Source organism: Desulfofarcimen acetoxidans DSM 771 (assembly GCF_000024205.1).
Lineage (GTDB): Bacteria > Bacillota > Desulfotomaculia > Desulfotomaculales > Desulfofarciminaceae > Desulfofarcimen > Desulfofarcimen acetoxidans.
Map to the genome: position 1 here is coordinate 3,513,227 of NC_013216.1, position 15,281 is coordinate 3,528,507.

General features: G+C 45.0%; 17 protein-coding genes. 4 read left to right on the plus strand and 13 right to left on the minus strand.

Going from position 1 to position 15,281, the window contains the following annotated elements; genetic code table 11:
• Positions 1-7: 7 nt before the first annotated feature.
• From yqeK to rplU, 8 genes are all read right to left on the minus strand, one after another.
• Entirely contained in the window at positions 8-589 is a 582-nt protein-coding gene (gene yqeK, locus DTOX_RS16035; protein ID WP_015758729.1) for a bis(5'-nucleosyl)-tetraphosphatase (symmetrical) YqeK, read from the minus strand.
• Positions 590-788: 199 nt separating this feature from the next.
• The gene (locus DTOX_RS16040) at positions 789-1,037 is read right to left on the minus strand and encodes an RNA recognition motif domain-containing protein (RefSeq protein WP_015758730.1); all 249 of its coding nucleotides are present in this window, start codon (positions 1,035-1,037) and stop codon (positions 789-791) included.
• Positions 1,038-1,225: 188 nt separating this feature from the next.
• Positions 1,226-1,828 carry a nicotinate-nucleotide adenylyltransferase gene (gene nadD / locus DTOX_RS16045; protein WP_015758731.1) on the minus strand — a complete coding sequence of 201 codons (603 nt, stop codon included), beginning with the start codon at positions 1,826-1,828 and terminating at the stop codon, positions 1,226-1,228.
• A gap of 140 nt (positions 1,829-1,968) precedes the next feature.
• Complete coding sequence (gene proB / locus DTOX_RS16050; protein WP_042316002.1) at positions 1,969-3,096, minus strand: glutamate 5-kinase; 1,128 nt, start codon at positions 3,094-3,096, stop codon at positions 1,969-1,971.
• A gap of 79 nt (positions 3,097-3,175) precedes the next feature.
• Entirely contained in the window at positions 3,176-4,444 is a 1,269-nt protein-coding gene (gene obgE / locus DTOX_RS16055; RefSeq protein ID WP_042316005.1) for a GTPase ObgE, read from the minus strand.
• Between the two features lie 5 nt (positions 4,445-4,449).
• A complete protein-coding gene (locus DTOX_RS21655) occupies positions 4,450-5,037 on the minus strand; it encodes a Spo0B domain-containing protein (protein ID WP_015758734.1) in 588 nt (195 codons plus the stop codon).
• A 78-nt stretch (positions 5,038-5,115) separates the two neighbouring features.
• A complete protein-coding gene (gene rpmA / locus DTOX_RS16065; RefSeq protein ID WP_015758735.1) occupies positions 5,116-5,382 on the minus strand; it encodes a 50S ribosomal protein L27 in 267 nt (88 codons plus the stop codon).
• Between the two features lie 68 nt (positions 5,383-5,450).
• Positions 5,451-5,762, minus strand: coding sequence for a 50S ribosomal protein L21 (gene rplU / locus DTOX_RS16070; protein WP_015758736.1), 312 nt, complete (start codon positions 5,760-5,762; stop codon positions 5,451-5,453).
• 221 nt (positions 5,763-5,983) lie between these two features.
• Here rplU and DTOX_RS16075 point away from each other — a divergent pair, with 221 nt between their 5' ends.
• Positions 5,984-6,418 carry a CBS domain-containing protein gene (locus tag DTOX_RS16075; protein WP_015758737.1) on the plus strand — a complete coding sequence of 145 codons (435 nt, stop codon included), beginning with the start codon at positions 5,984-5,986 and terminating at the stop codon, positions 6,416-6,418.
• Positions 6,419-6,565: 147 nt separating this feature from the next.
• On the opposite strand, the gene DTOX_RS16080 is transcribed toward DTOX_RS16075, so the two are convergent.
• Positions 6,566-7,168 carry a hypothetical protein gene (locus tag DTOX_RS16080; protein ID WP_015758738.1) on the minus strand — a complete coding sequence of 201 codons (603 nt, stop codon included), beginning with the start codon at positions 7,166-7,168 and terminating at the stop codon, positions 6,566-6,568.
• 305 nt (positions 7,169-7,473) lie between these two features.
• Between DTOX_RS16080 and DTOX_RS21660 the strand changes: the two genes are divergently transcribed.
• Positions 7,474-8,100 (plus strand): phosphatase PAP2 family protein, encoded by a 627-nt coding sequence (locus DTOX_RS21660; RefSeq protein ID WP_015758739.1) that lies wholly within the window; start codon positions 7,474-7,476, stop codon positions 8,098-8,100.
• A gap of 126 nt (positions 8,101-8,226) precedes the next feature.
• Here the strand turns inward: DTOX_RS21660 and DTOX_RS16090 are convergent, their stop codons facing one another.
• The 4 genes from DTOX_RS16090 to DTOX_RS16105 form a co-directional block, all read right to left on the minus strand.
• On the minus strand, positions 8,227-9,408 hold the full coding sequence (locus DTOX_RS16090) for a thiolase family protein (RefSeq protein ID WP_015758740.1): 1,182 nt from the start codon (positions 9,406-9,408) through the stop codon (positions 8,227-8,229).
• Between the two features lie 255 nt (positions 9,409-9,663).
• Positions 9,664-10,971 (minus strand): PAS domain-containing protein, encoded by a 1,308-nt coding sequence (locus DTOX_RS16095; RefSeq protein WP_015758741.1) that lies wholly within the window; start codon positions 10,969-10,971, stop codon positions 9,664-9,666.
• Between the two features lie 239 nt (positions 10,972-11,210).
• Entirely contained in the window at positions 11,211-11,846 is a 636-nt protein-coding gene (locus tag DTOX_RS16100; RefSeq protein ID WP_015758743.1) for a DVU0298 family protein, read from the minus strand.
• Between the two features lie 44 nt (positions 11,847-11,890).
• Positions 11,891-12,103 carry a hypothetical protein gene (locus DTOX_RS16105; protein WP_015758744.1) on the minus strand — a complete coding sequence of 71 codons (213 nt, stop codon included), beginning with the start codon at positions 12,101-12,103 and terminating at the stop codon, positions 11,891-11,893.
• Between the two features lie 136 nt (positions 12,104-12,239).
• Between DTOX_RS16105 and DTOX_RS16110 the strand changes: the two genes are divergently transcribed.
• Together DTOX_RS16110 and DTOX_RS16115 are read left to right on the plus strand one after the other, a co-directional pair.
• Entirely contained in the window at positions 12,240-13,580 is a 1,341-nt protein-coding gene (locus DTOX_RS16110; RefSeq protein ID WP_015758745.1) for a DEAD/DEAH box helicase, read from the plus strand.
• 188 nt (positions 13,581-13,768) lie between these two features.
• Positions 13,769-15,244 carry a methyl-accepting chemotaxis protein gene (locus DTOX_RS16115; protein WP_015758746.1) on the plus strand — a complete coding sequence of 492 codons (1,476 nt, stop codon included), beginning with the start codon at positions 13,769-13,771 and terminating at the stop codon, positions 15,242-15,244.
• Positions 15,245-15,281 lie beyond the last annotated feature (37 nt).

The window sequence follows — 15,281 nt, forward strand, 5'->3', positions numbered from 1 at the left end:
CAAAAGTTCAAAATTTCCTCTTCAAAAAAGGTGTTTTTTGTCTTAAAACTTCGTTTCTTGCCTGAACAGTCCGGCAGTCAATTACTGAACCGGTTTTAATAATAAATTGCAGGGTAAAATCAAAAGCGGCCAGCAAAGCTTCCTCCAGATCGGTATAGGCCAGTTGCCTGACTTTATCTAAGTCGCCTTTCCTGCTGGGTTCAATCAAGTCTGCTATAAAAATAATTTTATCCAAAACAGTCATTTTAACCGCACCTACAGTATGGCAGCTGACTGCCTGAATTATTTCAGGGTCAGTTATGCCAAATTCCTCTTGAACCAACAGCGCGCCTACCGGGGCATGCAGCAATTCCGGCAGCATTTCATCCACTTCAGTAACATTTATGCCGGCTGCCCTGGCTTTTGAAAGCAGCCGGGCAGGGCTGAAATCCCTGGCACAATCATGCAGCAGGGCAGCCAGATTAGCTTTTTGCCCGTCTGCCCCAAAGCAGCGCGCCATTTCCACGGCAATGTCTCTTACCGCCAGGCTGTGCTGCAGCCGGAACCCGTTGACCATGCCGGATAACTTTTTAATGATTGTCTTTTCCATATGAAATAAGCCGGTAGATGCACCATTAACTAAACAAGCATTGTCTTAATATATTGCTGACTCAAACCAAGTATGCCATCTGCTTAGCGCATCACAACGACTATTTATACCCCCCGCCCATATCCATTATATTCCACAAGAGCGCTGCAAGAAAAAACCTCCTGGTCCCGAAGGATACGGAGGCTCTTTAATTGCGTGCTTATTCCCTCGCCTTGGCTTCATTGACAGATATAACTCTACCGCCTAGATCTGTTCCATTCATAGCCGCTATAAACTTTTCCACATCCTCATCATTGACCTCTACGAAGCCAAAACCACGGGAACGCCCGGTTTCCCGGTCGCTTATTACGCGAGCGTTTATTACGTCACCATATTTTGAAAAAGCTTCTTCTAAATCCTCTGCTTTTGTAGACCAGGGCAGATTGCCTATATACAGTGTACGGGCCAAATATATCACCTCTTTTCCAGTAAAACTTGTGCTTATTATTTGCAATTGGTTGTGGTCAAATTCAAATAGAAAAGTACAATATTTGGCAACTTATTTGCAAAAGCAATTTACCGGCAGAGGCCATTTATATAAAAAGCAGTTTGAAACAAAAAAACATGCCGCCAAACCGGCTTGCAAAACAGAAGAGCTTATCTGTATAAACGGCAGCTGCTGATGTAATGCTCCACTGTTTCCGGCAAAAGATACTTGATGGGGCGCCCGCTCCTGATCCGCCCGCGTATATCGGTAGAAGATATGGCCAGGGCCGGAACCTCCATAATATGAATTTTGTTTATGTAGTCTGCCGAAAGGCCCGGTATTTTTTCACCTAAATTATCAAAACTATAACCGGGACGTGTAACTCCGATAAATTTGCACAGGGAAAAAAGCATGTCCACATCTTTCCAGGTTAATATTTCCAGCAAAGCATCGCCGCCGGTTATGAAATATAGCTCTGACGGTTCGTACATGGAACGGAAGTCTAAAACCGTATCGATAGTGTAAGAAAGACCGGGTCTGTTTACCTCCAGCGAGGATACTTCAAAATAAGGGTTTGAAGCGGTAGCCAGTTCGGTCATGGCCAGGCGATGAGTAGGACCGGTTATTCTGTTGTCAGCTTTGTGCGGCGGCCTGCCGGAAGGGACAAATATGACCTTGTCCAGTTTGAACTCGTGTCGCACTCCTTCGGCTGCGACCAGGTGTCCGTAGTGAATAGGGTCAAAGGTGCCACCCATAATACCCAGTGCTTTCAATTTGTTTCAACCGTTCCTTTCAGTATAAAAAATGTCTCTGACTTGCAATTCCCGCATCATCGCCCTGCACATACTTATAATTCAATACAGGTTTTCCATATGCTGCACCAAAACCGGACTCCGCATATAATAACAGCTCTCTAACAATCCAGCACCAGGTTATTCCTATGTATTACCTCATCATAGTCCTTACTGCCAAGCACAACGGCGATTTCTGAGGTTTTTTTGCCCATTATTTTTTTTAATTCTTCAGCCGCATAATTGGTAATGCCACGGGCAATCTGCCTGCCGTCAGGCCCGCTGATGCATACCGTATTGCCCATCTCGAAAACACCTTCCACTTTGACCACACCGGAAGGCAAAAGGCTTTTACCGTTTTTTACCAGAGCGCGGGACGCTCCCTCGTCAATTGATATTTTACCCTGCACGGCTGAACTGTACATAATCCAATGTTTCTTATTGTCCAGCTTGTTGCCCGGACAGAATACGGTACCCAGAGGTTCGCCGGTCACGACGCGCCGAATTATATTCTTTTCGGCCGCCCTGGCTATGACCATGGCCGCGCCGGAGCGCATAGCGATTTTGGCTGCCTGCAGCTTGGTAGTCATGCCTCCGGTACCCAAACCCGAACCGGCCCCGCCGGCCAGGCTCTCCACCTGCTCATTGATTTCGTCGATTTCACTGATAATAACGGCGGCAGGGTCTTTTCTGGGATCCGCTGTATAAACACCGTCAATATCGGAAAGCAGCACCAACAGCTCCGCATCCACCAGACCGGTAACCAGAGCCGACAGGGTGTCATTGTCACCCAGCCTTATTTCCTCTATGGAAACGGTATCATTTTCATTAATAATCGGGATAACTCCCATACCGAGCAAAGCATACATGGTATTACGCGCATTGAGAAATCTACGGCGATCAGAAAAATCTTCACGGCTTAACAAAACCTGACCTACCGTAACCCCGTATTCGGCAAAAAATTTCTCATACATCTGCATCAGCACGCCCTGGCCAACCGCCGCAGCAGCTTGCTTCTCCGGCATGGTCTTGGGTCTCCGGCGCAAGCCCAGCTTGCCCAGGCCGGCCCCCACTGCCCCGGAGGTCACCAGCAGAATTTCCTTGCCTTGATTATGTAAATCAGCCAACTGGACAGCCAATTGCTCAAATTGATATAAATTTAATTTCCCGGTAGCATGGGCCAGTGAACTGGAACCAACCTTGACCACTAACCGCTTAACACGGGAAAAATCCCTGTTCTTCAATTTCATTGTCTCACCCGCATTTTTAGCCTGCTGAAAAACAGTATAGCATATTTCACAGCTAATTTGTACTCAGCATTTATAATGCTTAATCTGAAAAATCGAAGACTAGATTTCCGATTTTAACTTCATCTCCCTCTTTAGCCCCTGCCTGCCGCAGAGCCTTATCCAATCCCATCAGGCTCATAATCTGCTGCAGCCTGGTCACTGCGTCTTCATTTTCCATGTCAGTCATAGCCACATGCCGCTCAATTTCCTGGCCTGTCACCACAAACATGCCGTCTTCCCGGATGATTTCAAAACGGTCCCTGTTTTCAAAACGGAAGGTTTTTTCCTCTTCCGCTTGGTGCAGCACTTCTCTGGGAATGGCCGGGAGCATTTCCGCCACCCGATAAACTAATCGATCCAGGCCCTCTCCGGTTACTGCGGAAATAGGAAATATTTCATAACTACCGCTGAAGGCGTCTTTAAAGGCATCGAGGTTTTTTGCAGCATCAGGCAGATCCATTTTATTGGCTGCCACCAGCTGGGGACGACGGGCAAGCTTTTCATTATACAATCTCAATTCTCTGTTAATAATCCTAAAGTCCTCCAAGGGATCTCTGCCCTCGGAGCCCGACATATCCAGAACATGGATAATCAGTCTAGTGCGCTCAAGATGTCGCAGAAATTCATGTCCCAGTCCTAAACCTGTATGGGCTCCCTCAATTAGTCCGGGAATATCGGCCATGACAAAACTTTCTCCCTCTCTAACCCGTACGACCCCTAAATTGGGCACCAGGGTGGTGAAAGGGTAATCGGCAATTTTAGGCTTGGCTGCGGAAACTCTCGATATGACAGTAGATTTTCCGGCATTGGGAAAACCCGCCAGGCCGACATCGGCCAGCAATTTCAATTCCAGCCTGAGCCAACGCTCCTGGCCCGGCTCACCCTTTTCATAAGCAGTGGGGACCTTGTTATTGGGCGTAGCAAAACGGGCGTTGCCTCGTCCGCCACGACCGCCTCTGGCCACCACAACTTTCTGGCCATGTTCCACAACATCAGCCACAAGCTCCATAGTGTCGGCGTTATATATTACCGTACCGACAGGCACACGTAGAGTGCGATCCTCGCCGGATCGACCGGTCATGTCTTTACCCTGGCCGTGTTCACCCCTGTTGCCTTTATAGTGGCTATGGTAGCGAAAATCCACCAGAGTATTGAGGCCGCTGTCCCCCACAAAAATGATACTGCCGCCACGCCCGCCGTCCCCGCCGGAGGGACCGCCTTCCGGCACATACTTCTCACGGCGGAAAGCCACACAACCGCTGCCGCCGTCCCCGCCCTTTACATAAATCTTAGCCCGATCATAAAACATCAGCTTCACCCATTCATTTTATTTATATCAACTTTTCTAAAAATTAAAGCCAGCTCCAATGTATCATTAAGATTAGTTATTTCCAGTCTGCCGTTATCTAAACCCATGTTAACTTTTGCAATTTGCTGCAATTCCTCAAATATTTGTTCAGTGGCCGCCGGGATTTCGTCCGGAATTTTAAGCTGAAGGCGGCAGATATAATTGTTTTTGAGCCTCTCCATAATCAAAGTGACAGTAGACACTTCAGCAGCGGCAGCTGCCAGGTCAAAAATTATTTTTTGCATATGTATCAGCATATCGGCCAACATTTCGGCCGGCAAAACTGTATCGCCAAGCTCGTCCTCCAATCTGTATTCAACCTGAACCTGCTGCTCAAAAGCCAGATTATGCCCGATCATTAACGCCGCGGAAATTTCCGGAATCTTAATCCGGTTAACTAAACTCATTAACCCCATATTCATGCATACTTCACCTATATACTCGTTTACACGGTCGATTTTGCCCAGCTGCACCAATCCTGAAATAACTTGCAGGTGATTAAGAAAATCATGCCGCTGAGCCTGGATTACTTTAAGCAAATCTTTTATCTGCACAAAAAATAACCGCCTTTCAAAGTTGGAATAGGTCTGTAGTAAAAAAACCAACCTCTCTTAAGGAGGTTGGCTAAGAATTTAAACAGCGGCTTCCGGTATAATAATAGAAACCTGCTTTTTGTCGCGACCTTTACGCTCAAAGGCTACAAAACCGTCAGCAGTGGCAAACAGAGTGTCATCGCCACCTCTGCCGACATTGCGCCCAGGATGAATCTTAGTTCCTCTTTGACGAACAATAATACTTCCGGCAGTCACTAATTGACCGTCACCACACTTTACGCCCAGCATTTTAGGCTTGGAATCCCGGCCGTTACGTGAACTGCCTACACCTTTCTTATGAGCCAAAAGACTCACCTCCCCATCGAAATTAAACTATAAGGAAAATCAGTTATATTTACGAACCTATGAACTTGCTAGGCCAGTATTTTCTCTACTGTAACCTGGGTAAAGGGCTGACGGTGACCTTTCTTACGGCGGTAATTTTTCTTGGACTTATACTTAAAAACTATGATTTTTTTGCCTTTGCCCTGGCGAACTACGTTGAGAACTACCTTTGCACCGGCTACAAAAGGGGAACCAACGGTAAGCTGCCCGTCCTTCTCCACAGCCAGTACTTTTTCAATTTCCACTTTCTCGCCGTCTTCAGCAGTAAGTTTTTCAATGTACAGGGTATCGCCTTCCTGCACCTTAAACTGTTTGCCGCCTGTTTCAATAATAGCGTACAAATTTTCTACCCCCATTTTTTAGGACTCGCCGGCAATAAGGTAGGGATATCCCTTTTAAAACCCGATCCGAGCGGTAGCTAGGTTACTGCTAACCTACATCTCATTATTTTATACATATATTAAATTATTGTCAAGTTAAGTTTGATGAATAAAGTTCCCTCTTTAACGGGAATTCTAACTATGAAACAGATTCCAGCAAATTTAATGAAGGAGGATTGATTATGGCACAATCACTTCAGGAAATTATGAGCAAAAATGTTGCAACCATTACGCCTCAGCAGACCGTTGCGGAAGCGGCGCAGCTTATGAGCCAGCACAACATCGGTTCTTTACCCGTGGTAGAAAACGGCCAGTGTGTGGGAATGTTAACTGACAGAGATATTACTCTCAGAGCAGCCGCCAAAGGTGCCAATGCCGCAACTACCAAGGTAGGAGCAGTCATGACCAAGGAAGTTATAACGGCTGCACCGCAAATGGACGTGAATGAAGCTTCCAAGTTAATGGCAGATAAACAAATTCGCCGTTTGCCTGTTGTAGAGAATAACCAGGTGACCGGTATAGTGGCCATTGGAGACATAGCCGCACAGAGTATTTATCAGGATGAAGCGGGCGAAGCGCTTTCTGATATTTCGAAATCTCCCGCAACCTTGTCTTAAGCTTAAAACAAGAAATAATGAGGCATATCTTATGGCAGTATAATTATAAAACTCCCATAAAAAGTAAAATAACCCTGTCTTTGAGAAAAATCAAGGACAGGGTTTTATTTCTCAATATAGGAAATTATCCTTAAGGAATTTATTTCATTAGCTTTTCATATCTTTTTTCAACTGTGCTAAATCATTTTTGTATTTGGTTTCCATTAAATTGGCATACCGGTCTTTAATTTTTTCATCAGAAGATCTGAACGCATATTCCAAAAAGTCATTGACGTCTTTACTGGCATGAGCATAACCCTTAATAACCGCGGTATAATTAACACTCTGCTGGTCTGCCCGGTTTAAATTATATTCTGTATACAGGTCAGTCTCCTTATTCAAGATCTTAATTTCCTGGCGCAAAGTCCCACAGGTATTCAGGAATTCATCAGTTTTTATTTTACCGCTGCTCCAGCCGCCATAGGCAACATTCACTTTTTGAGCGATTTCATCCAACCGGTTAATCCAGTTCTCATGCTTGCTGATAAATTCCTGTTTTGAGGTAACGGTTGTAATACCGGGGTATTTGCTATCCGCAGCCTGATTGGCGCCGGGAACGGAATCGGCTGCGTTTGTACCGGTACCGCCGGAATTTGGAGCAATACCCGATTCACCCGTCTTATGCATAACTTTATAGCCACCTGCAGCAAGCAAGATAACCAGTATTGCTGCCGCAATCCACATTTGCGCTTTTGATAACTGCAATTTCATTGGGAAGCCTCCTTATTAGATAATAATGACTGCAAACTGAAAATGCTCTACCAACTAATTTTCTAATTTCACGGCTAGTACCCATGCATTTGATATCATAGCACAGCGGCCTGATTATGGCAACTGTAAAGCATTACTAAACAACTTACCCTGAGAGAACAACAGTGTGCAGCTGAAGATTATTTTAAAATATCAGTGTATTCTAAAACATTGTTTTAATTCTTGCAGGTACTATTTTACGTTTTTCGTGGTACAATTGACTTATTATTTACTTCTCATTATAAGTATAAACAGAGGTTGGTTGAATGATTTCTTCCTTAAATAAACTGCTGGAATTGGACAGCCTGCTTTTGGAGCATGTTGTTTATTTTGAAAGAATAAGCATACTGGATCACCTGCTGCCATGGATCAACTGCCTGGCTCAGGGCGGGTTAATCTGGCTGCTATTAATGCTGTACTTGGCGGCTTTTCACAGCTTAAAAGGACGCAAAATTTTTTTTCTGGGCAGTATATCCATGCTTCTGGCCTTTGCTTTCTCCCAGGGGTTAAATTATCTTGTCCACAGACCCAGGCCATTTAATGCCATCAGCGATGTTTTACCCCTGGCAAACCTGCTGGCAGACAAACCTGCAGGATATTCCTTCCCTTCCCAGCAAACAGCCTTGGCCTTTGCTGCCGTAACTGTTTTGCTGTCTAACTGTGAAAAAAAAATTTATAAAATCTTTGTTTTTCTGCTGGCTGCTCTGATTGGCTATTCAAGGGTTTATGCCGGCTTATGTTACCCCCTGGATGTTTTGGGAAGCGCCGTGCTGGGAAGCTTATGTGCCAGGTATGTAATGGCGAAGATGAGTAGAATCAGAAGAAGAACACGTAAAAAACGCACTTATATTGTTAGAAAAAGCAACCGGCAAAAACTGACCGAATACAATTAACCGGATAAGAAAGTTGACTTAAGCGGCTTTCTTACAGCCAAAGATCCATTATAAGCCTAATTTCCCGGAGTAAAATAAAGGACCGGCCATCTTTCCACCGGTCAAAAAATATTTATCCGCTTTCTGTTAAAGCCTTTCAATGACAGCGGCCATAGCCGGACCGCCACCCACGCACAGGGATGCACAACCGTACCTGGCCTGTCTCCTGCTCATCTCATATATCAATGCCACTAAAATCCTGCTGCCGGTACAGCCTACAGGGTGCCCGATAGCAATACCCGAACCGTTAGCATTGACTTTATCCATAGGCAGTTGCAGTTCGCGGTTTACCCCCAGAAACTGCGCGGCAAAAGCCTCATTAATTTCAAAATAATCTATTTGATCCAATGTCAAACCGGCATATTTCAATACCTTAGGTATGGCATGGGCAGGTCCCATGCCCATTATTTCCGGAAGCACGCCTACATTTGCAGTAGCCAGGAGCCTGGCCAACGGTTTTATTCCCAACTCCCGGGCTCTCTCCGCCGACATCAGCACCATAGCGGAAGCACCGTCATTTATGCCGGAAGCATTGCCGGCTGTGACAGTACCGTCCTTTGTGAACACAGGCTTTAATTTAGCCAGATTTTCCATGTTCAGGCCCTGCCGGGGATGTTCATCATGCTCAACCACTGTAACAGCCTTTTTACCCTTAACCTCTACAGGCACTATTTCTTCCTTGAATTTACCTGCGGCAATGGCCTGACAGGCCCGTTCATGACTGGTTACAGCCAGTTGATCCTGCTCTTCACGTGAAATAGAGTATTTTTCAGCTATATTTTCAGCGGTAACCCCCATATGGTAATTATGAAAAGCATCAAACAATGCATCATGGGTCAGCGCATCATAGATTTTGGAATCTCCCATACGCATGCCTTCACGGGCACTCAACATTAAATAGGGAACCCTGCTCATGCTTTCCAGGCCAACCGTTAAACTTATCTCAGATTTGCCCAGCATTATTTGTTGAGCAGCAATTTCAAAAGCTCTCATGCCGGACGCGCAAAGCTGTTCCACTGTACAGGCACAAGTCTCAACAGGAATCTGCAAGCCAAGTTGGATTTGCCGGGCCGGGTTGCCCTTAACCCCCTGCTTGTAAACCATGCCGGCTGTCACATCCTCTACCAGCTCCGGCAAAACTCCTGCTTGCTCCAGGGCAGCCTTAGCGGCTGTCATACCTAAATCAACAGCGGGCACGTCTTTTAAAGATCCCAAAAAATCACCGATTGGAGTTCTTTTAGCTGCGACAATAACAACTTCTCTGGCCATATTTATACCTCCGATAACTATAATGTGAGACAGGCAAGCATTACTCTTTTTTACAAACCATGTAGTTTGTCATTAAGTTAAGTAATTGCTGCTCATCCTGCCATTTATCAACGATAAATAATTAATTTCCACAAATTTTACTGATTTCCTGCCTGGAAATTAAAAATAAACAAAAAAAGTACAGTAATACTACTGTACTTTTATCCATGAGTCGAATTATATTAGCGATTACAAACTACATGATTTGTTTCATACTCACAAGAGGCTGTAAATATCCTCCACACTCTTTTGCGTCAGACCGGCCAGCTTCAGAATGTTTGGCAATGTTGGGATTTTTGAACCGTTTTCATAGGCATAATACTGGTTAGGATGTATTTGCAGAACTTCTCTGGCAAAGACTTTTTTCTCCATTTTCAATTCATGACGAAGATTATTCCATTTAACCAAAAGCTTTAGTCCCTCTTTGGTTTCCACTTCCAAGCCTTTAACTTTATCCGAGTCATCATTAATCCGCCCCGCCTTCAAATCAGTCAATGAATCAAAAATGGCCACAACTCCGATTATATTTTTTTCGTCATCGAAAACCAGATCCGTATCTATAACAATTTCTATATCATTACCCAGGCATCCCGTAGTAACACGGTAATTTTTTACTCCCGTACCTTTAAGCAAAGTATTGCTGATCACCCGGTTGTGTTCCGGCAGCTGAAATATTTCTTTTAAATGCTTGCCCACTACGTTCTCCGGTTTAGTACGCATAATTTCGGCGGCGGAATTGTTGCAGTAGTTGACTATGGAATCAATATTGGCTACCAATGCTCCGCGCCTCAGTGAGTTGAGAACAAATTTATATTTTTGTTCCAATATAGAAAGGGCGTTATTTTTCTCCCTAATTTTTTCCCGGTATGCTCTACCCACAAGCTCGGCTTCAATGGCCTTGGCAGTCGCCACCGCCATGCTCAGAGTGTACGGACTGGCATATTCATTTATAACGGCTATACTCAGAACTCCGGTAAGCTGCTGACAGGGATCGCTTATAGGCGCTCCCACATCAGTCCATATATGATACTGCCTGTTATAGTGCTCCCTGCCTTCCACCACCACAGGTCTCCTGGTGCGCAACGCCGTGCCTATCCCGCTGTTGCCGACATCGCTCTCCGTACAGCGGGCACCCAATCTGGTATACATTTCCTCACCGCTGCCCGCACACCTGTTTTCACAGCGCAAATCAATACAGTAACCGTCTTCATCCGCCAGTACGATAGCATAGGTTGATGTCTGAGTTCTCAGCGTTTGCTCTATAATATCCAGATGCGGACGGCTGACTTCTATAAATTCCGCCCTGCGTATAATTCTGTCATCCAGCTCCTGTTTGGAAAGTATGTGTTTATAATCAAATTCCAAAGGATTAGCCTTGAGTTTTCTGCATTCTTCCCAGTCTGCCAACACCGGTATATCATGCATGCCTTTACTCTTATTATTCAGTACAAAGTTCTCCCAGGCTTTCAACAGCTTTTTTTGACCTGATTTAATCTTTTGTGTTTTTATTCTTCTTTCAAGCACCAGAAATCCTCCCTAATCTCAACACAAACCGGCCGACTCGTGAAACCATATCCATGCTTTGTTAATTATATCACAAAAGCAGTTTGGAATGTCGAAATACGCAATTTTCGTAAAATACAAAAACCACCTAAACTTGCATTCGGGTGGTTTCAGCATGAAAAATTCAAAGTGATCCGGCAGAGAAGCAACATCCCCGCGCATAATCTCTTCATTTAAACTAACTGATATAGTGAAAACCATTATTGAAGCATTTTCATTGCTCCAGCCAAACTGCCCACAGTCGTCTCAGTTAAAACACCGTTTTCATAAACATGCAGCACGCCTTCATCTGCCGCCAGCATTTGCAGCTTTACCGGGTCTATTTGCTCTCCCATGATTGAGAGAAAGCGAACTGTATAGCCCCGAATTACCGGATCAGGGTCCTCCAAAAGAGAAGACAATTCGGGTACTGCTTCCTTCACCAGCTCCGGCAGAGCCTGGGCCATTCTTCCCGCAGCCCAGACCACTCCCCGGCGCAGCATGGTCTCATCCAGAAAGGAAATCACTATGGAAGCAAATTCTTGAAACATCTGCGGCCGGTGGTAGATTATTTCTCCCATTACTTCGGGAGCACTCCAGCCTATGCCGCCCGACTCATCATTAGCCGACCACATCTGGCGGCGCAGCATATCCCGGACAAATTCGGGATCTTCCCCGGCTAATCTGTCCGCTACCCACCCGATTCCTTCAATAGCCCGCCAGCAGATCAATTCTCCCCGGTTATATAAAAGCCTTTGCAAATACTGCAGAAGACCTCTTTTTTGGGAAACCAGATTAGCCAGTTGCTCATAGTTTTGTGCCAGCAAGAGAGCAATTATTTCATTCTTTGAAGCCATAACAGCCCCTCCTTTGCCCGCTTTAAAACGCAAAGGTAGAATTCTTAACCCAATAACTTCCTGATAGCTTTAATATGCCTGCATTGGAAACCAGGGTTGCGGTAAGCATTAAACCTGTAGGTACAGCACTCACAGCGATTTATGCTGGCTTTTAATTCAAAGCGGCAATCATAGTCAGTTACCACAGCTTCACTGTCAGAAGTAAAATATACAACTAAGTCATCAACCATATAAGGTTCTTTAATTTTTATGCTCACGGTACATCCCCCCTGCGTCTATGCTTATATTATCTTAGCAACAATCGCCGACTTTTTCAATCAATAAATATATAAGCATTTCAAAAATGAATGCACTATTAATTATTTGCACAAACTGGTATAATAGGAGTTTATAATGATAAAAAAGAGGTGTCTTAATGTGTCCAAGGATTTTTTACTGCTGGGCATTCGGCGTAAAATAAATGACTTTTTAAGAGAAAACGGGATTACAGAGCCAACTCCCATACAAGTTCAGGCCATACCTGTTTTAATGACGGGAAAGGATTTATTGGCTCAGTCTCAGACCGGCACCGGCAAGACTCTGGCTTTTTTGCTGCCGGTTTTAGAAAAAATTGAAGTAAATAAACCACAGGTACAGTCCTTGATTATTACTCCCACCAGAGAGCTGGCTCTGCAAATTACCGGTGAAGCCAAAAATCTTGGTGACAAGCTGGGTATAAATATTCTGTCTGTCTACGGAGGCCAGGATGTAGAACGGCAAATTAAAAAATTAAAGGGCCACATACATATGGTTATCGGGACACCGGGCCGGCTGCTGGATCATATCCGTCGCAAGACCATCTCCTTGTCCGGAGTTTCCAAACTTGTACTGGATGAAGCCGATCAGATGCTGCACATGGGCTTTCTGGAAGATGTGGAGGAAATCATCCGCAAATCACCGGTCAAAAAACAGACCATGCTCTTTTCGGCCACCCTGCCGCCCAGGATTCGCGCTCTGGCCGCACGTTATATGCGTAAACCGGCAGATATTCGCATACAGAGCCGGCAGGTTATATTAGACAAAATCAAACAGATTGTCATTGAACTGGAAGAGAAAGAAAAGCTGACTCAACTCTGCCGCCTGATCGATGAAAACCAGCCTTACCTGGCTATTATATTCTGTCATACCCGGCAGCGTGCCAGCGAACTGGCCGCTGCACTGATTCAGCGAGGCTATGCGGCGGATGAACTGCACGGAGATTTATCTCAGGCCAAGCGGCAGCAGGTTATGAAGCGTTTCAGCTCGGCCCGGCTGCAGCTGTTGGTTGCCACTGACATTGCCGCGCGGGGACTGGATATTGAGGGTGTCACACATGTTTACAGCTACGATATTTCACATTATTTAGAAAGCTATATCCATCGTATCGGGCGAACCGGGCGGGCAGGAGAATCAGGAACAGCAGTTACCTTTGTCCTGCCCGGAGAGCACAGGTACCTGCGCATAATTGAGCAGGGTACCGGCGCAGCCATAGAAAAATACACTGCCGACGGTCAAAAACTTATAAAAACCAGTAAGAGAAGCCCGGCCAGAGCGGGTTCCGGAGCGGGCAAATTAAAACCGGCTGCGGGTGAAAAGAAATCTCCTCAGACTGGAGCAGCGGCGGTAAAAACAAAGAACCGGCGCCAACCGGGAGTAGCCGGAAAAGCTGCCTTTAAAAAGAAAGCCGCCGATAAACGCCGTAAAAAAGTATTATAAAGCAAGTTTGATTAAAATATCAAATAAATTTTTGGAATATTGTCTTGTAATATCAGATGAAGTAAATTATAATTAATAAAATTTATACATTTTACCGGTCATCAATGAGGATGTCAAAGGAAATGCGACAACGAAGTCCTAACTATAATAGTTAGGGCTTAATTTTTTTTAAAAGGAGTTGATTGAAATTGTTTAGTCAACGTTTATTCTGGCTGAATATTCTGTTACCTGTCTGCCTCTCTGCATTAATTTTTGCAGCTTTTTGCCACTGGGACACCTGGGCCGCAGTTGCGCTGCTGATTAACTCTTTATGGTTTTTAATCCTTTTTACCGTCTGGCATAGAAGAAGCAGCTTGCCGCTTGCTTCATTAAGCAAAGAGGTTGAACAGCTTGTCGCCGGGAAGACTTTTAATTCCGGGGATAAGAATTACCCCCGGGAATATGAGAAAATCCTCAAATCTATAGTTACCCCGGTTGAAATGCTGCACAGCATGACCGGGAATACACAACTGGCGGCTCAGCAAGTAGCTGCTGCGGTTGAACAGATTAATCTGACTATTGACGATTCACAGAGAGTATCCAGGGACTTTTCCACTATAGAAGTAGTAGCCGGCTCACTGGCAAAAATGTCGGCAGGCATGCGGCAGCAAATACAGGAAGACCTTCAGGCAGTGGCCGCTTGCAGAGAAGAAATGCTCTATGCTCGTCATGCTATAGAGAATGTTCGTCAGGAGTCTCTTCAAGTAACCAGCTTGATTTCTTCTCTATTAACGGCGGTGGGCAATGTGGACAGCATTATGATGACTATTGCCGAAATTTCCAGCGAAACCAGGTTATTGGCCCTTAACGCTTCGATAGAGGCTGCCCGCGCAGGTGAATACGGCCGGGGTTTTGCTGTTGTGGCGGAGGAAGTAAAAAAGCTGTCGGAAAATACCTTTACCGCTGTTAGAGAAACTGAGTCCATACTCAAATTGATTCAGGAGCATGTGAGCAATGTAAACAGTCAATTGGAAAGCAATAAAAAGAGTATTGAGGAGGGTGTTAGGAGTACCCTTCAGGCAGAAGATATGTTGAACATTATTTCAGGCAAGATGGAGAATATATCTTCTGTCACCAATAGAAATAACGAGGAGGTAAATAATTACCTGCAGCAAGTCAGCGCAGCAGCTGATGAGCAAAAATGCAACCTGGGGGAAATAACCAAGGTTGGCGACCTGCTCAAGGAAGCGGCCAACATGCTGCATGAAATCAGCAGCAAAGTTAAAATAAAAAAAGATGCCGCTTTACTGGAGAAGCAAAAATTAAAGGCTGAACAGTTGATAAAAATACTGCGGGATGTTTCAACCGGCACTTCTATTCAGGAAATGAATCCGGACAGTCATCAAACAACCTTAATGAGTTTATTGCGCAAGAACCCTGTTTTTGAGGCAGTCTGGTCAAATCGCCCGGATGGTTCCTTTGTCTTTTCCGAACCGGCTGCGGGCCTGGCCAATGCCAGGGTGAGGGATTGGTGGCAGCAAGCGGCAACAGGCAACAACTACATGTCAGAGGAATATATTTCAGCTATAACTAAAAAGTCCTGCATAACCATATCTGTACCTATACGAGATCGTACAGGCACTGTTGTGGGTGTACTGGGGGCTGATGTTAAGTTAGAGGATTAGAATCCACGAAGTTCCTTGCTTTAAAATGATCAAAGCA